21 protein-coding genes are annotated in these 20,679 nt (G+C 42.5%); 7 read left to right on the top strand and 14 right to left on the bottom strand.

All coding sequences use genetic code 11. From position 1 onward, the window contains the following. Positions 1-64: 64 nt before the first annotated feature. The 8 genes from AB6D06_RS07900 to ccoN form a co-directional block, all read right to left on the bottom strand. Positions 65-739: a sulfite exporter TauE/SafE family protein gene (locus AB6D06_RS07900; protein WP_017059638.1), complete on the bottom strand. Its 675-nt coding sequence runs from the start codon at positions 737-739 to the stop codon at positions 65-67. Further along, positions 729-965, bottom strand: coding sequence for a cbb3-type cytochrome oxidase assembly protein CcoS (gene ccoS, locus AB6D06_RS07895; protein WP_017059639.1), 237 nt, complete (start codon positions 963-965; stop codon positions 729-731). The genes AB6D06_RS07900 and ccoS overlap by 11 nt, the downstream gene beginning before the upstream one ends. Further along, positions 965-3,337, bottom strand: a complete 2,373-nt coding sequence (locus AB6D06_RS07890; RefSeq protein ID WP_029235846.1) for a heavy metal translocating P-type ATPase metal-binding domain-containing protein — start codon at positions 3,335-3,337, stop codon at positions 965-967. The genes ccoS and AB6D06_RS07890 overlap by 1 nt, the downstream gene beginning before the upstream one ends. A gap of 5 nt (positions 3,338-3,342) precedes the next feature. Continuing rightward, positions 3,343-3,822, bottom strand: a complete 480-nt coding sequence (locus AB6D06_RS07885) for a FixH family protein (RefSeq protein ID WP_017059641.1) — start codon at positions 3,820-3,822, stop codon at positions 3,343-3,345. A gap of 108 nt (positions 3,823-3,930) precedes the next feature. Further along, positions 3,931-4,905: a cytochrome-c oxidase, cbb3-type subunit III gene (gene ccoP, locus AB6D06_RS07880; RefSeq protein WP_372110100.1), complete on the bottom strand. Its 975-nt coding sequence runs from the start codon at positions 4,903-4,905 to the stop codon at positions 3,931-3,933. After that, on the bottom strand, positions 4,905-5,078 hold the full coding sequence (locus tag AB6D06_RS07875; protein ID WP_004733679.1) for a CcoQ/FixQ family Cbb3-type cytochrome c oxidase assembly chaperone: 174 nt from the start codon (positions 5,076-5,078) through the stop codon (positions 4,905-4,907). Before AB6D06_RS07875 ends, ccoP begins: the two co-directional genes overlap by 1 nt. Positions 5,079-5,087: 9 nt before the next feature. Next, the gene (gene ccoO, locus AB6D06_RS07870) at positions 5,088-5,708 is read right to left on the bottom strand and encodes a cytochrome-c oxidase, cbb3-type subunit II (RefSeq protein ID WP_017059643.1); all 621 of its coding nucleotides are present in this window, start codon (positions 5,706-5,708) and stop codon (positions 5,088-5,090) included. Between the two features lie 11 nt (positions 5,709-5,719). Next, entirely contained in the window at positions 5,720-7,153 is a 1,434-nt protein-coding gene (gene ccoN, locus AB6D06_RS07865; protein WP_009846707.1) for a cytochrome-c oxidase, cbb3-type subunit I, read from the bottom strand. A gap of 252 nt (positions 7,154-7,405) precedes the next feature. Here ccoN and AB6D06_RS07860 point away from each other — a divergent pair, with 252 nt between their 5' ends. The 5 genes from AB6D06_RS07860 to AB6D06_RS07840 all read left to right on the top strand — a co-directional run bounded on the left by AB6D06_RS07860 (position 7,406) and on the right by AB6D06_RS07840 (position 13,273). After that, on the top strand, positions 7,406-7,771 hold the full coding sequence (locus tag AB6D06_RS07860; protein ID WP_372110099.1) for a hypothetical protein: 366 nt from the start codon (positions 7,406-7,408) through the stop codon (positions 7,769-7,771). Positions 7,772-7,885: 114 nt separating this feature from the next. Continuing rightward, positions 7,886-9,070 carry an FIST signal transduction protein gene (locus AB6D06_RS07855; RefSeq protein WP_017059646.1) on the top strand — a complete coding sequence of 395 codons (1,185 nt, stop codon included), beginning with the start codon at positions 7,886-7,888 and terminating at the stop codon, positions 9,068-9,070. After that, positions 9,070-10,791, top strand: coding sequence for an ATP-binding protein (locus tag AB6D06_RS07850; protein WP_017059647.1), 1,722 nt, complete (start codon positions 9,070-9,072; stop codon positions 10,789-10,791). Before AB6D06_RS07855 ends, AB6D06_RS07850 begins: the two co-directional genes overlap by 1 nt. A gap of 938 nt (positions 10,792-11,729) precedes the next feature. Then, positions 11,730-12,332 (top strand): porin family protein, encoded by a 603-nt coding sequence (locus AB6D06_RS07845; protein ID WP_017059668.1) that lies wholly within the window; start codon positions 11,730-11,732, stop codon positions 12,330-12,332. Between the two features lie 338 nt (positions 12,333-12,670). After that, positions 12,671-13,273: a DUF2971 domain-containing protein gene (locus tag AB6D06_RS07840; protein ID WP_372110098.1), complete on the top strand. Its 603-nt coding sequence runs from the start codon at positions 12,671-12,673 to the stop codon at positions 13,271-13,273. Between the two features lie 100 nt (positions 13,274-13,373). Here AB6D06_RS07840 and AB6D06_RS07835 read toward each other — a convergent pair whose 3' ends face one another. The 4 genes from AB6D06_RS07835 to matP all read right to left on the bottom strand — a co-directional run bounded on the left by AB6D06_RS07835 (position 13,374) and on the right by matP (position 15,943). Continuing rightward, positions 13,374-14,594, bottom strand: a complete 1,221-nt coding sequence (locus tag AB6D06_RS07835; RefSeq protein ID WP_372099252.1) for a hypothetical protein — start codon at positions 14,592-14,594, stop codon at positions 13,374-13,376. 144 nt (positions 14,595-14,738) lie between these two features. Next, positions 14,739-15,050, bottom strand: coding sequence for a hypothetical protein (locus AB6D06_RS07830; RefSeq protein ID WP_017059671.1), 312 nt, complete (start codon positions 15,048-15,050; stop codon positions 14,739-14,741). Positions 15,051-15,155: 105 nt separating this feature from the next. Beyond that, positions 15,156-15,464, bottom strand: a complete 309-nt coding sequence (locus tag AB6D06_RS07825) for a DUF3634 family protein (protein ID WP_017059672.1) — start codon at positions 15,462-15,464, stop codon at positions 15,156-15,158. A gap of 23 nt (positions 15,465-15,487) precedes the next feature. Then, positions 15,488-15,943, bottom strand: a complete 456-nt coding sequence (gene matP, locus AB6D06_RS07820; RefSeq protein ID WP_010440786.1) for a macrodomain Ter protein MatP — start codon at positions 15,941-15,943, stop codon at positions 15,488-15,490. A gap of 189 nt (positions 15,944-16,132) precedes the next feature. On the opposite strand from matP, the gene AB6D06_RS07815 reads away from it, so the two are divergent. Both AB6D06_RS07815 and fabA read left to right on the top strand, forming a co-directional pair. Next, positions 16,133-17,785 carry an AAA family ATPase gene (locus AB6D06_RS07815; RefSeq protein ID WP_372099254.1) on the top strand — a complete coding sequence of 551 codons (1,653 nt, stop codon included), beginning with the start codon at positions 16,133-16,135 and terminating at the stop codon, positions 17,783-17,785. 70 nt (positions 17,786-17,855) lie between these two features. Beyond that, the gene (fabA, locus tag AB6D06_RS07810; protein ID WP_017059675.1) at positions 17,856-18,371 is read left to right on the top strand and encodes a bifunctional 3-hydroxydecanoyl-ACP dehydratase/trans-2-decenoyl-ACP isomerase; all 516 of its coding nucleotides are present in this window, start codon (positions 17,856-17,858) and stop codon (positions 18,369-18,371) included. A gap of 252 nt (positions 18,372-18,623) precedes the next feature. On the opposite strand, the gene rmf is transcribed toward fabA, so the two are convergent. Next, the gene (rmf, locus tag AB6D06_RS07805) at positions 18,624-18,797 is read right to left on the bottom strand and encodes a ribosome modulation factor (protein WP_017059676.1); all 174 of its coding nucleotides are present in this window, start codon (positions 18,795-18,797) and stop codon (positions 18,624-18,626) included. A 160-nt stretch (positions 18,798-18,957) separates the two neighbouring features. Further along, the gene (locus AB6D06_RS07800; protein ID WP_372099255.1) at positions 18,958-20,676 is read right to left on the bottom strand and encodes a DUF3466 family protein; all 1,719 of its coding nucleotides are present in this window, start codon (positions 20,674-20,676) and stop codon (positions 18,958-18,960) included. Positions 20,677-20,679: the final 3 nt, after the last annotated feature.

Genomic DNA, 20,679 nt, shown 5'->3' with positions numbered 1-20,679 from the left:
TACGTCAATATTTTAGCATTCCTTTATCCAGTTGGGTAGTAAAAAAACCGGATTTAAAGATTACCTATACGGTATAAATAATGAGCTGCAATGCCATATATCCGGTATAGAAACCGTAAAGGAGGATTAAAATTGCGCCTAATTGGCGAAATAAGTCAGCTTGTTGCAGTTTTTTGAGGAAATTAGCGCCCATGCCTACTGTGAGCATTGCTGGAAGCGTACCTAAACCGAAAGCAAGCATAATACCTGCACCGTTGTACCAACTTCCTGATACGGCCGCCCACGTAAGCATTGAGTAAACTAAGCCACATGGTAGCCAACCCCAAATAAAGCCAAACGGCAAAGCATGGCTAGGGTGCTTCAAGGGTAGAAATGATTTACCTAAAGGAGAGATATAGCGCCATAGTTTCTGCCCGACTTTTTCAAAGAACAACAAGCCGAACCACCATTTACCGATATACAAACCTAAGACGATCATAAAGCCAGCTGCAAATAATCGCAGCCAACCTAGCAGAGCGTTAAAATCGCTTAGCTGACCTATCGAAGAGATTGCACCGCCAATCACACCACCAATCACGGCATAACTTAGCAAGCGCCCTAGGTTATAAAGTAGGGGAATAACAGGGGAAGGTTTACTGTTGCCAATCGAAAGAAGCGACGCAATACCACCACACATTCCCATGCAGTGGCCTGCGCCGATCAATCCAACAACAAAGGCTCCGATCCAATCAGGCGTCATCGTTCTTTTTGTCTACGTTAGTTTGGCTTTCGCTGTTAGCTTTCTCATTCTTGACAGGTTTACTATCAGAATGGTTGTGAGCCTTTTCGTCTTCATCAAACAGTATATTGTGACCTTGACGTTCTAGGTCTTCAAACTGTTCGCTCTTCACCGCCCATAGAAAAATACCAACAGCGATGCACACCAGTACAATCGCAATGGGGATCAGGATGTATAAACTTTCCATTATTTACCTTGCTCTTTTAAAAGCCTTAACGAGTTAGACACAACAATAATAGAGCTGGCAGACATGCCCACAACGGCAATGTATGGAGCAACCAAACCCGCGACAGCCAATGGAAGGATAAGTAAGTTATATCCTAATGACCAAGCTAGGTTTTCACGAATTATCTTACGTGTTTTTAACGCCAAAGTACGCGACTTAAGTAATCTATCGAGCTTATCACCCAGTAACACCATATCCGCAGAAGCTTTCGCCACGTCTGTACCGCCGCCCATAGCGACAGAAAGGTGGGCACCTGCAAGAATAGGGGCATCGTTAATGCCATCGCCAACCATCATGGTAATGTCACTTGCATCTCGAGAGTTCAGGTAAGCAAGTTTATCTTCAGGTTTCGCGTTAGCAACAATATCAGTAATACCAATCTCTTCAGCAACAGGCTTCGCGTTAATCAAAGAATCGCCAGTAAGCAGAGTTGTTTTGATGCCCGCTTCTTTAAATTGCTTAATAAACTCGATGCTTTCTTTACGGATTGGATCTTCATAAGTAAATGTAGCGATATGACGACCCGCCATCGACAAGTAAATGCCGTTGCTTTCCGATGGTTGAGCTTCACCTAGAATGAATTCACTACTACCAATCGCAACTTCTTGGCCATTCCACTCACCAGTGATACCTGAACCAATCACGTTATTAACTGACTCTACTTCGATCTCATCAGAAAGATGAGTCTTGAACGCTTTAGCGATAGGGTGGTTAGCGTGTTGTTCCAGGCTCGCCGCTACTTTGAGACAAGTGTCTTTATCAAGTTCAGCGAAGGTTTCAACTTGGCTGATACGAATATCACCCTCAGTCAATGTACCTGTTTTATCGATGATCAAGTGATTCACTTTGCACAAGGTTTCGAATACGTGGCCTTTGCGCAGCAAAATACCGAAGTTACCCATGCGAGAAGTGGAACAGGTAATCGCCGTCGGTGTTGCCAGTGACAGAGCACAAGGACACGTTGCTACCAATACCGAAAGCATGATCCAGAAAGCGTCTTCTGGTCGTGTTTGGTGCCAGTAAAACCAAGTACCGAATGAGATGATTAAGATCACCGCAACAAAGTATCGAGCCACAACATCAGCAATTTCTGCAATGCGGGGTTTAGACAATTGCGCTTCGTCTTGCAGGCGAACGATATTGGAAATAACCGAATCCGCTTTTGACGTCATTACTTCCAATTCAAATGATTCATCACCATTCAATGTACCAGCAAAGACGGTATCGCCTTCGTTTTTGACCACATGGATAGATTCGCCAGTCAGCATCGATTCATCGATATGAACTCTGCCAGACAATACTTTGCCATCGGCAGGAATGTGCTCACCCGGTAGAACGCGAATTTGGTCGCCAACTTTTAAGGTTTTGACTGGAACTTGTTCGCCATCTAACGTTGTTGCCATAGCAGGAACGAGCTTAAGCAGGTTACCACTAGCAGCGGCGGCTTTACGACGAGCGCGCATTTCAAGGAAACGACCAAGCAGTAGGAAGAAGGTAAACATCGAGATAGATTCGAAGAATACTTCACCTTTCTCTGTCACCGTTGCGACCAAACTTGCAACGTAGGCAAACAAAAGAGCGATCGACACAGGTACATCCATACCCAATGTTCGACCTTTGAGGCTACGCCACGCGTTGATATAGAAAGGCAATGCAGAGTAGAGCAGAACCGGTGTTGCAAAGATTAAGCTCACCCAACGGAAGTAGCTTTTGAATTCGGGCTCAAGGTTACCGAAGACTTCAAGATACAACGCCACAGCCAGCATCATGACCTGCATGGTTGCTAAACCAGCAATACCAAGACGATAGAGATAATTCTTCATCGATCGATGATAGGCGGCTTCTTGTTGATCAGCCTCAAAAGGTGCGGCTTTGTAGCCTAAGGTATGGATTGCAGACAACAGCTCGCTCAGTTTCGTCTGAGTGTTGTCCCAACTGAGCAGGGCGCGGTTAGTCGTGGTATTAACACGAATACTAACAACCCCTAACTTTGAAGAGACTTGCTTTTCAATAAGCCAAGCACAAGCAGCACAAGAGACACCTTCTAGTGACAATGTCACTTCAGAGGTGTTTTCAGAGTTACGGACGAACTCCAATTGAACATCTTCGTTGTCGTAATGACTGAGTGCCAGAAGTTGCTCTGGCACGAGATCCGCTTTTTCAGCTGGAGCGGTACGATATTGGTAGTAAGAGACCAGACCGCTATCAACGATTGTCTGGGCTACGGTTTCGCAACCCGGACAACACATAGGTCGCACCGATCCTAAGATTTCTACTTTAAAATCCGTTTCCGCTGGTACATCTTCACCGCAGTGATAACAGGATTCACACATAAGATTTAGTTCGTTAGTTGAGTAGGAGTATCAATAGGGAAGTTCATGCGACCTTGCACTAACCATTCAGAATCATGCGGAGAAAGCTCGATAAACCATGGACCTTGCATTTCATGATCCAGAGTCAACGTGTAGTTGCCTCTCGCATCAGCGGTCAGTAGCTGAGTAAAATCACGGTCAGGCAGCGTTCGGTGCACGAACATTGCGCTAATAGCAGGGAAGTGGTCTAGTTTGCCTTTGTCGAGAGTAATGATAACTGAGTTACCTTTCTCGCTAACTGAAGCTGATAAGCCAAGCTCTTTAGCAACATTTACTTTCGAAATGTCGACATTAATACCTTTACCTTTTTTATAGTAATCTTCAGTGACAACGTTAACTGAATGGTTGGTAAGTATCGCGACTCGAACCAATGTTAGCATAGAAACGCCAACGGTTAGGAAGATCAAAAACCACGGCCAAAACTGCTTATACCAAGGTTGTTCCATATTATTATTCTCAATATATACAATGAAATAAAACTAATTTTTACAAACACTTAAGGTTATAACTGTAAAAGAAAGACAGCCCCTTAAGAAGGGGCTGTTATTATTATGTTACTCTTTATCTGAGTTGCTGAGGCTCCAGACGTAGGCAGAGACGAGCTGAACCTTATCCTCACCGAGGATGTCCTTCCAAGCCGGCATTACACCAGAACGTCCGTACATGACTGTTTCCGTCACATCAGCGCGAGAATCGCCGAATAGCCAGTCGCGGTCAGTCAGGTCAGGGGCGCCAACAGCAGGGTTACCCTTACCATCAGTACCGTGACACGCTGCACACACTACAAAGCGAGCTTTACCAGCCTCTGCTTCACGTGCGTTTACGCTACGACCAGAAAGGCTAAGCGTGTAGCTAACTACTTCTTTTACGCCTTCTTCGCCAAGAGCGTCTTTCCAACCTGGCATTTGACCGACACGACCATGCATGATGGTAGTAACGATAGCTTGTGGTTCACTACCATATAACCATGCGTCATCAGTTAGGTTCGGGAAACCTTTCTGACCACGTGCATCAGAGCCGTGACACTGAGAACAGTTTTGTAGGAACAAACGTTGGCCCACTTTGATTGCATCAGCATCTGATGCAATGTCAGGGACGGAACGTAGACCATTTTCGTCGTGAGCTAGCTTTCTGAATGCTTCACCAAAGTAGGTGTCTGCATCATCAAGCTCTTTCGCGTATGCGTCTAACTGTTTGTTTGCTTGCGCAGCAGCGATTGCAGAGCGAGACTCTTCTACGCTACGAACTGTTTGGTTTGAACTCGTCCAACCTAGTAGACCTTTAAAGTTGCCAAGGCCTGGGTATAGAGCTAGATAAACAGCTGCAAACACAATTGTGCTAACGAAAAGGTATGTCCACCATTTAGGTAGCGGGTTATTAAGCTCACGAATACCATCGTATTCATGGCCCATATCCTGACCTTCTTCTACACCTGTTTTATCGTTGGAACACCAACGAAGTAAGGCTGCACAGCCAATCAATGTACCGATTGTGATTACTGTTACCCAAATACTCCAGAATGTACTCATTACTTCGTCACTCCTTGATTTTTATCTTTCGCAGGTGCTTCATCAGCGAACACTAGGTTTGCATCTTCGTCGAAGCGCGACTTACGATTTTTACCGAAAGCCCACCAAACGATGCCGATGAAACAAGCAAAAACAGTAACAGTCCAAACACTTTGAAATGTAATAATGTCCATAATTATTCCTTATTTCATTGCGTGGCCAAGCGATTGAAGGTAAGCGATGATTGCATCCATCTCTGTTTTTCCTTCAACATCTTGTTTAGCGTTAGCAATTTGTTCGTCTGTGTAAGGAACACCAAATTGATTACGGAAGATTTCAAGCTTCTGTTTAGTCAATTTGCCATCAAGTACATTCTCAGCAAGCCATGGGAAACCAGGCATGTTTGATTCAGGAACAAGTTCGCGAGGGTCGATAAGGTGAACGCGGTGCCACTCATCAGAGTAACGATCACCAACACGCGCTAAATCAGGACCAGTACGCTTAGAACCCCATAGGAATGGGTGTTCCCAGACGCTTTCGCCAGCTACAGAGTAGTGACCGTAACGTTCAGTTTCAGAGCGGAAAGGACGAATCATTTGGCTGTGACATACGTTACAACCTTCGCGAATGTAGATATCACGACCTTCCATTTCCAGAGCAGAGTAAACACGTAGATTTTCTACAGGTTCAGTAGTCTGCTTTTGGAAAATAAGTGGGGTAATTTCTACTAAAGCACCAAAACTGATAGCAATAACGATAAGAATCGCTAGTAGGCCAACATTCTTCTCTACCAACTCATGGCGATTATTTGAATTTGAGCTCATTCTAAATCTCCTTAAGCCGGTTGAGGGATAGCTTTAAGGCTATCTTTAGGTGCAGAAACAGTTTTGTACGTGTTGTATGCCATTAAGAACATACCAGATAGGAAGATGAAACCACCTAAGAAACGTACAAAGTAGAACGGGTAAGACGCTTCTACAGATTCAACGAAGCTGTAAGTTAATGTACCGTCAGAGTTAACTGCACGCCACATCAGACCTTGCATCACGCCAGAGATCCACATTGCTACAATGTAGAAAACCGTACCAATCGTTGCTAACCAGAAGTGAACATTGATTAGGGATACAGAGTACATACGCTCTTGACCAAATAGTTTAGGAACTAAGTGGTAAACCGAACCGATAGAAACCATTGCAACCCAACCTAACGCACCAGAGTGAACGTGACCGATAGTCCAGTCCGTGTAGTGAGATAGTGCGTTAACCGTTTTGATTGCCATCATTGGGCCTTCGAAAGTCGACATGCCGTAGAATGATAGAGAAACGATTAGGAAACGTAGGATTGGGTCGTAGCGAAGCTTATGCCACGCACCAGATAGAGTCATAATACCGTTGATCATGCCACCCCAAGATGGAGCAAACAGAACCAAAGACATAACCATACCTAGAGATTGAGTCCAGTCAGGAAGTGCAGTGTAGTGTAGGTGGTGAGGACCAGCCCAGATATACAGAGACACGAGAGCCCAGAAGTGAACAATCGACAAACGGTAAGAGTAAACAGGGCGACCAGCTTGTTTAGGAACGAAGTAGTACATCATGCCTAGGAAACCAGCTGTCAATAGGAAGCCTACCGCATTGTGTCCGTACCACCATTGCACCATTGCATCGATCGCTCCGGAATAAATCGAGTACGATTTAAACGCAGAGACAGGAACAGCTAGGCTGTTAACGATGTGCAACACGGCAACCGTGATAATGAAGGCTCCGAAGAACCAGTTTGCTACGTAAATGTGCGATGTCTTACGTTTAATCATGGTTCCGAAGAACACGACCGCATAAGCTACCCACACAAGAGTAATAGCAATATCGATTGGCCATTCAAGTTCTGCGTATTCTTTACCAGAGGTTAAACCTAACGGTAAAGTAATTGCAGCGGACAGGATAATCGCTTGCCAACCCCAAAAGGTAAAGGCTACGAGAGGGCCACCAAAGAGACGCGTCTGACAGGTACGTTGTACAACATAATATGATGTTGCAAACAGCGCACTTGTACCGAACGCAAAAATAACCGCATTAGTATGCAGGGGACGTAAACGACTGTACGTCAACCACGGCGTATCAAAGTTTAGCTGTGGCCAAACTAATTGAGCGGCAATCAAAACACCAACGCCCATACCGACAATACCCCACAAAATTGTAACTAGGGTAAATTGACGGACGACCGTATAGTTGTAGTTTTGTTCAAGCTGCTTTTCTTGGCTCATTTGCATGCTTCCAATTTCTTATTTACTACACTTTACTTCCAACACGACTCACGTCGTAATGCCACCCAAATTAGAAAAGGAAATTCAGCCTATTCAGGGCTTTATTTCCACTTGCTGATTTTAAAAAAAAGTGGCATTTTCAACGCGACACTATACTTGAATTAACAAATCAATGACAGAGTAGTAACCTTACGCTTGGTCTGGAATTGGATTTTTATTTAAAAACTTTGAACTTTGTAACAAGGAGTAAAGATTATAATGGCGGCACAAAAGCTAACAAAAGGCAGGCTTGTTCAAATTATCGTCATGTTGGTTATTTTAATAGCTGCATTTACTTGGAGAACAGTAACATACGATAATAACGAAACAGTAAACTGTATAGTTTCAAAACCTTGTAAATTTGGTATTGATAATCATAATGTTTCAGTTTCAAGCAATAACCTAGGGTATTGGATCGAAACATCTAAAACTGGCAAATTTATCATTAGCTATAATGAAAGCGGAATTCTGGAAGAAAAAGGACCATCAAATTGGCTGTTACAAACTAGTGATAAGACCTCCTCAATAACGGTTACATTTCCACAACAGGTGAGCACGTTTTCTGTAAACCTTTCTAAGGAGTAACAGAGAGAAACTGGGGCACACCTCGGTTCTTTTGATAGAAACATGTACCAAATCAGTGAAACACAATGCATTAAAGTGTTATAAAGAGAGCATTAATAAAGTTACCCAGAATCTATGAAATTTCTATCAAAAGTCTCTTACTCCCTAGACGATAAAATCGCAGTAGATGAGTTGCTCAGCGGGGTGGAAAACCCTGACGATATTGCTTGTCTTATTTGCTACTGCACAGAAGAGTATTCGACACTCGCTGTGCAGAGATATTTCGTAGATGCTCTCCCGAACACTCCCATACATGGCTGTACTACTTGTCACGGCATTATGACCGAAACTGGTTTTCATTCTGGTCCAGTCATTGGCGTCCTCATTATTTATGACTCGGGGATCAACGCCTATGGTACGGGAATCGAACATTTCAGCGACTCCATAGACCGCAGTACCTTCAGCGCGATAGACAAAGCACTCAAGAACGCCAACCGAGAAGGTGAAATTCCTGATCTTATCTTGCTGCATTCCACACCGGGTAACGAAGAAAAGGTGATGGCGGCTATCGATAAGAAATTTGGTACTGAAGTGCCAATTATTGGTGGCAGTGCTGCAGACAACCAGGTTTCCGGAAATTGGAGTATCTTCACCGAAGAGTCGCTGTCTATAAATGGTGTGTCTTTAACGGTAGTGTTTGCGTCTCAGTCCATCTATTCCTCTTTCAGCGCGGGTCATACGCCTACGCGGTATTCAGGCACCGTGACCAAAGTAAGAAACCGAATTTTGTTGGAGATAGACCACAGGCCAGCCGTCACCGTTTACAACGAATGGACTAATTTCCACTTAGATGGCAGTGATGATGGCTACATATTCGAAAAGTCGTCAGTCTACCCATTAGGCAGGAAAGTCGGCTCTTCTTACGATTACCCATATTTCAAATTGTCTCATTCGATCAGAGAGACGGAGTGTAATGGGATTGAGCTGTTCACAGACATCAGTGAAGGCGACACCATCTACCTGATGCAAGGGTCTAAGCAGCAGTTGATTAGCCGCGCCGCGAATATCATTCACTCCTCATACTACAACGACATGGATCTTGAAGAGAAACTAGGGGCGATCAATATCTTTTGTGCAGGCCCAATGTTGAACCTTAAACAAGATATGGATGAGGTTTGTGACCAAATAAATCAAGCACTTAATGGGCTCCCATACATATGTCCATTTACGTTTGGTGAACAAGGCAGGCTCTCTGGTGGCGAGAATGCACACGGGAATTTAATGGTATCGTCTGCAACGTTTTATAGGTTGAAAAAGTAATGGGTTCTGAAGGTCAAGAAGCGCTGCAAGAAGCACGTATTGAACTGCAAAAACTAAAAGCCCGTGAGCGAAAGCTGGCTGAAGAGAACAGGGTGATCTTATCAACCATCTCTGCGATCAGTAAGGCAAGTAACATATCTGAGATATTCTCCAGTCTCGAGTTCGTGCTCAAAAAATACATTAAGTTTGATGACTTTATCGTGGTATCAAGGGTAGGGAACGAAGGCAGTTTCAAAACCCTGCTAAGCAATAACAAAGTCTTCGAACAGATGAATTGGAGTGATTGTGGCAAGTTATCTCGAGTGATCAATGGAGAATGCGCCATCCTTTTTGAACCCAAGTCTCTGGGTGAATTCAATTCCTTACATCCCATTATCCTCGATCAAATCAACTCTGTTCTAATTACTGGTATCGATAGCGGACTAACACAATCCGTCATCATCTTTATCCACTCGAATACCAAGCACTTTAGTATTGAAACTAAGGCCACACTAAACCGTTTTCGACCGTTGATAGAGCGTGCTGTTTTCGATATTGAGAACAAAGAAAAGCTTGAAGCAACCGTTCGAGAACGTACCGCAGAGCTTGTCACAGCAAGAAAAGACGCAGAAAGAGCCAACAAGGCCAAGTCTGAATTCCTCGCGATGATGAGTCATGAATTAAGAACACCGCTAAATGCCATAATTGGCCTAATAGACACCCTAAAATCCACATCATTGAACGAAGAACAACAGTCTATACTGCTTAATATGAGCACATCATCTGAGCTATTGCTGGCAATTATCAGTGACGTATTGGATTTTTCTAAGATTGAATCTGGGTGTTTCTCGTTGGCTCCTCAATGGAGCAACGTAAGAGACACTGTAACTTTTGTATTATCTGAACAAAAGAAGACAGCAGACGATAAAGGTTTGCCGCTAACAGTAACTAGCGATATCCCTGAAGGTGAACTTCATTACATCGACCCAAGTCGCTTGGCACAGATCCTATTTAATTTGATCGGTAACGCGATTAAGTTCACTGAGCGTGGGCATGTCCATGTTTCTATAAAGTACCAGCAGAGCTCTTTCTATATAACGGTGGAAGACACAGGGATTGGCATTAGCTCGCAACAACTTTCGTCGCTGTTCAGTCCATTTGTGCAAGCTGATAGCACAATCACACGTAGATTTGGTGGCACAGGTTTAGGCTTGGCCATCACTAAAAGACTGGTTGAACTGATGCGCGGGCGCATATCGGTAAAGAGTGAGCCTGGAAAAGGCTCCAAATTCGAAGTACAGTTGCCAGTGCTTACTAGAGTTACGAATAATCTGGCTAACAAAGAAGACGAATCTTCACGAGAGTTAAGAAGCCGTTATTCAGTGTTAGTTGTCGAAGACAATCCAACGAATCAAATGGTGATAAAGTTAATCCTTACAAGACAAGGCCACGAGGTTTTCATCGCAAGTAATGGTGAAGAAGCGATTGGCTTTATTGAAAGAGGCAACGAATCAATAGACATTATCTTAATGGATGTGTCGATGCCGGTCATGGATGGATTAACCACAACCAAATACATGAGAGACGCAAACATCAAAACACCAATCGTTGCGCTAACAGCACACACATCAGTAGAAGACAAATGTTCGTGCTTAGATGTCGGCATGAATGATTTCGTGACCAAGCCAGTAAGAACTAAAGAGATCACAGAAGCAATTGATCGATTAATGCTTGAAGTCTAATAAACGTATTCTTAATCGAAGATTAGGAAATATGTTTATTAGGTATTTTATGGTAAATAGCCTTACTGTTAAATAGAACATCGATTTGGTAGATAAACAAGAGGCAGGGCATCGCACAAAGATACCTGCCTTATAAATACCAAACACCATTTAACATAATATACATAATACGCACCAAAAAGGAGATTGAAATCTGAGAGGTTTCAGGGCCTGTTACTCGCGTAATTTTACGTACAGCGCCGCATGAATCTATCTATTTAATTACTGGCTGGCTTTGACTCCGCGTTAATTGGATTAAATCGTGATGGCTTTATCACATGTCTGCTCAAACTTAATTAAGACTTCTAATTACGGATGCCTCTCCAAAGTTAGTCCAGAGTCTCTGCTGGTTGAGTGTTAAAAGCTATTACCCTGATTTTGCTTACCAAAAGAACCTAGATGATTAACGCTTCCACTAACTCTCGGTCTATTGTCCGTACTACCAATAAACTGAAAAGACTTGGTTACTCTTGTTCGCTAGATTTAACGGTCCCAAAAGACCAAGCGAACTCCCGAATCATCTAGTCTTGTTTACCTATGTTGGCTTGTTCTTCACCAAATTGAATCAACTATCAACGTCATCAGTAACATCCGTACTCGTTTTTCAAACCACTAACTTTGAATTTTCTGATGCCCAACGGTCATTGTTACCAAACTGCGTTGCCATCCAAAACGAACTTCTATAAACGACTTGGCTAATCGTAAGTTACAGTGCAACATAAATTCTATTAACCTCTGTCTGGACTATATTAACTTGTCTCATAACTGCGATAATGACACTTCTATTACCAACAAGTCTTTAAAATCAGATCTTTAGGCTAGTTCTCAATTAGTTAGAGTATCTTTTGTTTGTTAACATATTCTGGAACAGAATAACTTATTATCTTAGAAGGCTTTACATGAAAATCAGTACAATCGCCCTATCGCTATTCACCGCTTTTTTTGGCATCAGCTCGCAGGCGCTTGCTAGTGAAAACGAAAACTCACCTAGAGAGCATGGTCATTTTTATGCTGGTGTTGATATCGGCTTTTATAATGAAACTGAATTAGAATATCGTGGCAGCGCCATTGAAGATTCATCTGATCTATCAGACTTTAGCTATAACTTGGTTGGAGGCTACGAATTCAATACACATGATGTCGTCAAACTGGGGCTAGAAGCCGAGTACCGAAAAATCGGAAAAGTTAGCTATAACGACTTAATGGATATTGAAGGCCATGCTTTCTTCGTAAACATTAAACCAAAGTTTATTGTTGAAGGTGACGTATTAGATCTGTATGTATCTTTATTAGCCGGTGTTGGCTCTATGGATATGGAAGCGAAAGCTTTTGGAGTATCAGACTCTAAGTCTGAAGCAGCCTACCAAGTTGGTGCTGAGCTTGGTGCGATGGTAACAGACAACATCGATATCCATATTGGTTACCGCTATGCAAACGTTGAAATTGAATCCATCGATGTGTCACCTCAAACCGCTTACCTAGGTGCAAGGTACCACTTCTAAACTTGATTCACTCGTAGGCTCAATACTACTAAAGCCGTCCTTTTAAAGCTCGGCTTTAATTTTGATCACCTATTTCCCTACTCGACCTCTACTTTGACAAGACAATTCAACCATAAATAAAGTTACGTTGTATCTTCTGTAAAAAGTTACAACTTGAAAGCTTTGCCCTAACGCAAAATAAACCACTTTAACAGGCTACTATTTCGTGTTTAAATTTTGATATATCAAACAGTTATACGAATAAATTTGGTGATTAAGCAATCAAATGCTATGCATTCAATCCTTAAAAATAAATTAAAGTGTTAACATCAGGCAATTTTGTAAACTAGGTGTTTGATATGTTGCCTAAACTTTATAAGTTCAGATCGCTCCACGACAGAAACATACAATCTATTTCCGAGTGTTCGTTGTGGTTTGATTACGCTAAAACTTTTAATAACCCTTTTGAATCTAACCACGCATTCAACAAAGAGCTTCAACAAAACTTTAAGATCATGTGTTTCTCTCAGTCGAACGACCACCCAATACTATGGTCGCAGTATGGTGACAACTTTAAAGGCATGTGTATCGAGTATGATCTCAACTGCTATAACGGCGAGGCCAATCTCAACTGTTTTGAAGTCCAGTATGAAGACGAACCGAATATGTTCCGCCCGGCATCGCTAAGAGGTTTACAAACATCAAGACTGGGAGCTGAGATATTCAAAATTAAGCATTCTAATTGGCGTTATGAAAAGGAATACCGCTGGGTATTACCTGATGACGAGGTGATCGGAAATAAACTCTACCTTAATAGAGAGTGCCTAAGCTCGGTGATTCTGTCAGAGCACGCTCCTGCCGACAGGAAATTGAAAGTTCTGATGACTTGCCAGCGCCTTGGTATCCCTGTTAAACACGCAATAGCAAAGCAAGAGTCGTTTACCTTCGAAGTGGTCAGTTAAGTAGAGTGTAATCCTACTGTTTAGCGCCAAAACAAGACATTCACATAAAGTTACAGCGCAACAAAAAAGAGAGCGACATTAATGAGACTCTCTCTTTTTATTACATGTTCACCGTAAGCTTTCCCAATCCTTTATCTTGCATCTGCTCAATCGTCGCGATAGACATTTGAACAGTTGAAAACCAATAAGGTCGGTGCTTAACGTTAAATAGTTCACTATTATCTAACGCCTCGAAAACAGAATATTTTCTACCTTGAGCCAAAGCTGCACCATAAACCGTTCGCTCAAGTACTGGAATGTCATTCACTTCCTCTAGAAGTGCCCTCTTGATGAACTGATTTCCAGGGCTCCAATCTATAAATTCAACGAGGTTTTTTAGTAGCTTAAGCTCTAGCTTCTCGACCATTGATTCAAGAAACTGTGTGTTTGGCATCACCTCAGTACAAGCATAATATTCGTCATGCTTGTCACTTGCTTCACGATAACCAAGCATCGTTTTTACCAATGCGTCTTCAAACGTTGAAGAAAAGTGGTTACAAATTAAAAACAAAGGCAGAACTCTCAACACACCAAGTAAAATGCCTACGTTAGGATCTTTAACCGACGTTTCTTGAAGTCGAATTCGAGTCGCATTTGACGTCACGACCAAGTGTTGCCAAACCTTAGGTGTGATGTGTTTAATGTTGCCATCATTCCACTTAATCAGCTGTTGACTCATTAACAATGGGAACAATAAACGACAATTTTCTATTCCTATTTGTCGTGCTGCAACTTTTGGATCGAGAATTACCTTAGATTTCTTTCCATATTTATCTGCAAACTCTTGATTGGAAACAAACTCGATTAAACTTGAGCTCAATGGCCTACTTTTCGCGGATATTTCATGGAGTTTGGAAAAGTTTAAAGATGGCGAATACGCAACACTAGCGAACTGATTGTAATCGGGTAAGTCTGAAAACAACGAACTTATTAAGGTACCTTGAAGCTTCTCAAGCATTAGCGCAGAAGCGGCATTGCTGACATCATCGATAACGTATCGTAAGGTTTGTTGCTTCGCGTCGACTTTTTCACGATGAGCATTGACTCTATCCTGCTCGCAGCGCAATAAAATACGTTGATTGTGAGATATGCGGTCAGATTCATCAAATATGACACTATCACAATACCTATTTTCCAAACTTAGTAACGTGTCTACTGTGGATTGTGCGAGCTTATATTCAGGTGAGATTAACCATCGATTAAAGCGAGCTTCAACATTGATTGAGACCTTCCTTGAGATCTCAACTACTTCAGGGGTATAACTTTTATTTGCTAACAACAACCGTGACTTTCCTTTGCCGTAAATGCTCTTGTATCGGCATATCCTGCCTTTATAACAAAACTAATATTAATAGAAATTAGAGATTGGTTCACGAAATTGTTTCAATAAAATTAAGGATATTTAGTTATAGTGCGTTGAGAGTGGCTAGTGTGTGATATGTAGCCGGATATACTTTTCTGGAAAGCTGTATTTGAACCTTTTCTTCGTCGGTAGGTGTTTTTTCGCCTGCTTGCAAACTTTACTATCTCCAGACGTTCTCACCTTTTTGATTCTTGCATAACCTTTAGAGTGCTTCATCTCAATCATCAGATCGCAATAACCCTCGAAATCAACATTACTCTTGTTGAGCCCTTTCATGACGGTGACTTTTATCTTTTTAGCTACAGGATTAACCAATGCATCGTCGGGAAAAGCGACTGGGGATAAAAAACATAATAGTAATACTAGATATCTCATACTGCTCTCTCTTTGTTGAGGGTGAGAACAGTATGCGGAGATTTAAGAGAAATGAAGGATTAACTTAGTATGAGGATTGACCAGCTAACGCGTAACTCTCAACGATTACGCTTTCTTTGAGCCTTTAGACTTAAAACCATTATGCGGGAACACGTTACGAATACGTTGCTGTACGTTTTTAGGAACATCTTTAGTGAACTTGAGATTGTAACCAGAACGTTTTGCATACACTTTTAGCTCGCCTTTAAAGGTATTGTTATGACCAATCTCTTGAAGGTTGTGCTTAAAGCTCGGTGGAAGATGCCCTTTAACTTGTTCGATCGCCCCGTCGCTAAATTTAATTTTCAATACCGGTCGATCGACTGCTACTAACCAAAAAACTAATACCGCACCGATTAAGATTACGTACATCATAATGTCACCACTACTGTTGATGGTTATTTATCGTCAGAAAGGAGCTTGCTTAAGTCTTCTTTGAGGCTAGTCACCGTCTTGCTGGCCTGCTCACTACGAGACGCTTCGCTAACCAAATACTCGATGGCATCTGAGAGCGTACAACCTAGCTCGTTCGCACGTTGAGATAGCTTTTCCCATACACGGTAATCAAGGTCGATTGATTTCTTCTTTGTATGAACTTGTTCAGCATTGAAGTGGCGTTTTCGCTTAGCTCTGATCGCTTGTTTAAGCTTGTTATCGAGCTCAGGAGACATGTTGTTAGAGATCCACTCAAGAACACCCGTAGGCTGGTGTTCCAGCTTCAATAAGGCTTGAACAGCAACGTCAGCTTCACTTGAATCAATATGGCAAGTAATCGATTCACCTTCTTTCCACTTTTTGACCAGATAGTTCCATTTCCAACCACATTCCAAGTTTTCAAGTTGCTGATATTTCATGTCTAATCTCGAGAGTTAATCCTAGTGACAGCGTAACCCAGAATGGGTTATTTCACAATTATTGTCTTGAAAGAATAGACCAAGATCATACTTATATTAGCTTAGTGATTAGTAACTACCACATAGAGCTACAAGCGAGATCGGTTTTTCTATATACTCCCTACCTCATTATCATAATCAGAAACTTAAATGACTCAAGTAGATTGGCGACATGTTACGCCTCAGTACGACGAATATAGCGCTCAATTAGAGCAATTCCCTGACATCTCGCCTTTCCCGTTTTCAGATATTCAACATAGATTCAAAGATGCGCTAACCCGCTTTGTTCGCTTGTCTAACCTTTCGCGCGTTTTACTGGTAAATGCTCCGGACAATTCAATCTATCGTCAAATGATTGTTGAATCTCTAGTCACTGCTTTAGATGATCACACTCTGCCGGTTATCAAAACTGAGTCTTTAAATGCTGCCTCTCTATTTGACCAAGTTCAATCGAAAGACGGTAAGGTTATTGCGACAAAACCTGGCCTACTGGCTAGAGCAAACAACGGTTATCTGATCGTTTCAGCAAACTTGATCTTGGCCAACCCAGGAAGCTGGTTACTGCTTAAATCAGCACTGCTTGGTGAAGCCGTAGAACCAATCAGCAGTAATCCAGAGCACTTGAACCAATCCCCGACTTTGCCTTTGACTTACAACATTAAGTTGATTGTTGTTGGAGACAGAGCTCAACTAGGTGACCTTGATTACCTAGACAGCGATATTCAAACCGGTTTTTGCCTATTCAGCGAAATTGAACAAGATATCAAGCTCTCTGAAGAGACTTTGACTCAATATCTTGGTTACCTTAAGTGGCTTCAACAACGCTATGAATTACCAAACATCACGCAACAAGCGTTGACTGGCATTCTTACTGCCGGAGCAAGAGAAACCGAAGATCAAAGCTATATCCCACTGTGCCCTATTTGGCACAACGCGTTATTGAACGAAGCTTTGATTGAAGCCGACAATGGTGAGATTGATATTCACCATATCCAGCAAGCTCAACAGCACAAATACAACCGTGAATCTTATCTACCAGAACGCGCCCTTGATGATATTCGTGATGGCCAAGTCATTATCGAAACTGAAGGTGAACAAGTTGGTCAAGTTAATGGATTGACGGTCATCGATGTACCGGGACACCCGATATCGTATGGTGAACCTGCACGAATTTCCTGTGTTATTCACTTTGGTGATGGTGATATTGCCGATGTTGAGCGCAAAGCCGAACTTGGTGGTAATCTTCATGCAAAAGGTATGATGATCATGCAAGCATTTGTGAGCAGCGCACTCAACCTTGAAGATCCGCTACCTTATGCCGCTTCTGTGGTATTTGAGCAATCGTATTGCGAAGTAGATGGCGATAGTGCTTCTCTTGCAGAGCTTTGCTCTTTGGTGAGTGCTTTGTCTGAATACCCTATCAATCAACAAATTGCGGTTACAGGTGCAGTTGACCAATTTGGACGTGTGCAAGCTGTTGGCGGGCTAAACGAGAAAATCGAAGGCTTCTACCATGTGTGTAAGCACAACGGCTTAACAGGCGAACAAGGTGTGATCCTTCCAAGATCGAACTTAAGGCATCTTGCACTAAAGCCTGACCTTATTGAAAGCATTAAGAATGAAGAATTCCATATTTGGTCTGTGTCTAATGTAGACGAAGCAATTCCTCTCATTATGAACAAACCATTTAGAGACGATGAACAAGAAAGCGTTCTGAGTAAAATCGCGGAACGTATTGAAAACTTTGAAAGACATGAGCACCCTATTGGAATCGTTGGACGCATTAAAAACTGGTTTGTCTAGTACTGATCGGACTTGTTTAGCGTACACCTGTTCACTAATATGCACCTATCAAAAATCGGAGTAATTGATAATGCAAAACAAACGTGATTCTTACACTCGCGAAGAGCTTCTAGCATCAAGCCAAGGCGAACTATGGCCACAAGGCCCTCAACTACCAGCACCGAACATGCTAATGATGGATCGCATCACTAAGATGTCTGAAACTGAAGGTGATTACGGTAAAGGTTTAGTTCTTGCTGAGCTGGATATTACTCCTGACCTATGGTTCTTCGATTGTCACTTCCCAGGTGACCCTGTAATGCCTGGTTGTCTAGGCCTTGACGCAATGTGGCAGCTGGTTGGTTTCTACCTTGGTTGGGTTGGCGGTGAAGGTAAAGGTCGTGCTCTAGGGGTTGGCGAAGTGAAATTCACTGGTCAAATTCTGCCTACAGCGAAAAAAGTAACTTACGAGATCCACATGAAGCGTGTTGTTAACCGTCGTCTAGTTATGGGCCTTGCGGATGGTCGCGTACTTGTTGATGGTAAAGAGATCTACGTTGCTAAAGATTTGAAAGTTGGCCTTTTCCAAGATACGTCAGCATTCTAATCTAATAGTTAGATTTTTAGTAAAGCAGCCCATGGCTGCTTTATTTTCGTTCCAATAAATTTAGTTATAGTGCATTAAAGTATCCCGTATTAAGCTTGAAACAGGATAAATCCACCAGCGATACGCTTATGATAGCGAAACTAGAATGCTACATAGCTCTGGGAGTCTTTGTGTTGTTCTGAAACTAACAAGGCTCCAGCCGTTGTAATCAACATACAATGGAGCCCTGACCTTGAATTCTTTACGCCCTATCTACTTATAGAGACCTGATTGCTTGTCATCTTTGGCGTCACGCCATCCACCTAACCAATAAGACCGAGAATCCATTTGGCTATATGGGCAAGCTTCTTGCGACCGTCCATTTAAACCAGCCTTGTAGCCTTGAGATTGTGCTCGTTCTAGTCGATCACGCTTTTGTCTCTTCATAGTGCAGTCCTCATACGGGTGTTCCATTTACTAACATACAATGATTACAACTTTGCGGAGTTTTTGTGACTCCAACTTTAAGAATCGATCAGATTTTCACTTTTCTCAAGGCGAAAAAAAGCCCGAGTTCAGAATTGTGAACTCGGGCCCAAGAGATAAATTATTTAAATTTTCTGCGGAACCCTAACAGACCAAGCACAGTCAAAGTTAACCAACCTAGGCTACCACCTTGACGATCAACTTTCTCTGAGTCGGCACTACGAGTTTGGATATCAGCTTTAGTTGCACCGGCAATTGGTACAAGCTTAACTGCAACAACCTCTTCTACCGCGTTAGATGACGCGCCACCACAATATGAGTTGTGAGAGGTTGTATCATACGCTTGTGCCTTACCACCCACAGTACATTTTATAGCAGTCGCAGAGATAACACCTGCATCATTAATACCTGTTGCATCTATGATTCGGAAATAGTTATTCGCATCAGAGTAGTCTTGACCGTCAGTGTTCGCACCATTGGTCAAGTCGTCTAGCCACCAAGCTTGATTATTAAATACTGCGTCAACTCTTACATTATTTGGGGCCTCAACAGCGTAAGGGTAAATAAAACCACGATGTCTACGTTCACTACCATCAACTTCACGAGTCGTTTCCGCATCAATCTGGCCTACAAATTCATTATAATTGTTTACCGCTTTAGCTTCACCACTTGAGCCACTAAAGAAAATGCCACCGGACAAGAATGTTGCTGTTGGGTTCGTCGCATCCGTTACAACAAAGATCTTATTACCTGCACTACCATTCTCTGGCACATAGCCATTACGTTTGGCATAACCAACAGCGAACAAGTTATTGTTAATATCAGTCGCAACAGAGTTACTGTATCTCGCATCGTCATTAGACGAGCCTGACTTCACCTCTGCACCACTAATCTGTGTAGTCGTCCATGTTGCACTGCCAAGATCTAATGAACCACTCACAAATACACTAGCATTCATGTCCTGTAGATCGCCATTGCCATCGGCAGTATTATAGCCAACACCATAAAAAACAGAGTTGGATTCAACAATTGAACGCATACTACCTTGGGCAAAATAATCACCCTGTCTAGCATCACCGGTGCGAATCCAATCAATTTCTTTAGTCGTCGTTCCGTCCCAAATAGCAGCTTTTGAGCTGAACGTCGTGTCAGAGGTGTCAGTACCAGGACCTTTTACAGAAACACTACCTACATTGTAAACAGTGCCGTTACTTGCTGTGATCGCTTTCCATGCACGAGTTTCAGAAGATCCGGTAGGTTTCGCTGTCGTCGTAAACAACGCGTTATTGCGAATGTCGCCTTCAGATTTAACACCTAGCGGTTGAGCATTATCATCTAGAGAGTTAATTACCGTATTACGAGTGTCAAAAGTATCACCACCTTCTACAAATGCTTTTGCATTGACGTAAGTAAGGTCATTTCTTTCCTTACTCCAAGTATCGTTCCAACGGTTTTGCGCCCAGCTTTCACATGTAGAATATCTTAGTTCTCGGTAGCAATAGTTTTCGAAATCATCGAACTCTTGAATGTATTGGAACGGAGCATCCATGGCAAAAGGCACTTCTTCGCGATAACTTACAGCCTCGACCGTATTGCGAGTTTCACCAGCTAATTTAAATGTCGTATCAGCACAGTTAGTTGCGGTAGCGTCAAAACATCCTAGTGCAAGGTCGTTCGTTCCGTCTGTAGCAGTACCAGGCTGAATAGCTACACCGAATATCTCTGATGTGCCAGTAATCGAAGGCGTCACTTCAACTACCTTGTAAAGCGCTGCGTTAGCATGAGTTGCCGCCAAAACTAGGGCTGCAACTGTAGTTAATTTAAATTTAGTACAAGTCATTAT

Source organism: Vibrio sp. 10N.239.311.G01 (assembly GCF_041465805.1).
Taxonomy (GTDB): domain Bacteria; phylum Pseudomonadota; class Gammaproteobacteria; order Enterobacterales; family Vibrionaceae; genus Vibrio; species Vibrio crassostreae_C.
The sequence above is the reverse complement of the archived record's forward strand: the minus strand, read 5'-3'. Positions and strand labels throughout refer to the sequence as shown.

Coding starts and splice junctions, on each gene's coding strand:
- AB6D06_RS07800 (WP_372099255.1), bottom strand. CDS start 20,676: ATGACTTGTACTAAATTTAAATTAACTACAGTTGCAGCCCTAGTTTTG.
- rmf (WP_017059676.1), bottom strand. CDS start 18,797: ATGAAGAGACAAAAGCGTGATCGACTAGAACGAGCACAATCTCAAGGC.
- ccoS (WP_017059639.1), bottom strand. CDS start 965: ATGGAAAGTTTATACATCCTGATCCCCATTGCGATTGTACTGGTGTGC.
- AB6D06_RS07845 (WP_017059668.1), top strand. CDS start 11,730: ATGAAAATCAGTACAATCGCCCTATCGCTATTCACCGCTTTTTTTGGC.
- ccoP (WP_372110100.1), bottom strand. CDS start 4,905: ATGAGTACATTCTGGAGTATTTGGGTAACAGTAATCACAATCGGTACA.
- AB6D06_RS07825 (WP_017059672.1), bottom strand. CDS start 15,464: ATGATGTACGTAATCTTAATCGGTGCGGTATTAGTTTTTTGGTTAGTA.
- AB6D06_RS07885 (WP_017059641.1), bottom strand. CDS start 3,822: ATGGAACAACCTTGGTATAAGCAGTTTTGGCCGTGGTTTTTGATCTTC.
- ccoO (WP_017059643.1), bottom strand. CDS start 5,708: ATGAGCTCAAATTCAAATAATCGCCATGAGTTGGTAGAGAAGAATGTT.
- AB6D06_RS07830 (WP_017059671.1), bottom strand. CDS start 15,050: ATGAGATATCTAGTATTACTATTATGTTTTTTATCCCCAGTCGCTTTT.
- fabA (WP_017059675.1), top strand. CDS start 17,856: ATGCAAAACAAACGTGATTCTTACACTCGCGAAGAGCTTCTAGCATCA.
- AB6D06_RS07840 (WP_372110098.1), top strand. CDS start 12,671: ATGTTGCCTAAACTTTATAAGTTCAGATCGCTCCACGACAGAAACATA.
- AB6D06_RS07900 (WP_017059638.1), bottom strand. CDS start 739: ATGACGCCTGATTGGATCGGAGCCTTTGTTGTTGGATTGATCGGCGCA.
- matP (WP_010440786.1), bottom strand. CDS start 15,943: ATGAAATATCAGCAACTTGAAAACTTGGAATGTGGTTGGAAATGGAAC.
- ccoN (WP_009846707.1), bottom strand. CDS start 7,153: ATGCAAATGAGCCAAGAAAAGCAGCTTGAACAAAACTACAACTATACG.
- AB6D06_RS07875 (WP_004733679.1), bottom strand. CDS start 5,078: ATGGACATTATTACATTTCAAAGTGTTTGGACTGTTACTGTTTTTGCT.
- AB6D06_RS07855 (WP_017059646.1), top strand. CDS start 7,886: ATGAAATTTCTATCAAAAGTCTCTTACTCCCTAGACGATAAAATCGCA.
- AB6D06_RS07890 (WP_029235846.1), bottom strand. CDS start 3,337: ATGTGTGAATCCTGTTATCACTGCGGTGAAGATGTACCAGCGGAAACG.
- AB6D06_RS07860 (WP_372110099.1), top strand. CDS start 7,406: ATGGCGGCACAAAAGCTAACAAAAGGCAGGCTTGTTCAAATTATCGTC.
- AB6D06_RS07850 (WP_017059647.1), top strand. CDS start 9,070: ATGGGTTCTGAAGGTCAAGAAGCGCTGCAAGAAGCACGTATTGAACTG.
- AB6D06_RS07815 (WP_372099254.1), top strand. CDS start 16,133: ATGACTCAAGTAGATTGGCGACATGTTACGCCTCAGTACGACGAATAT.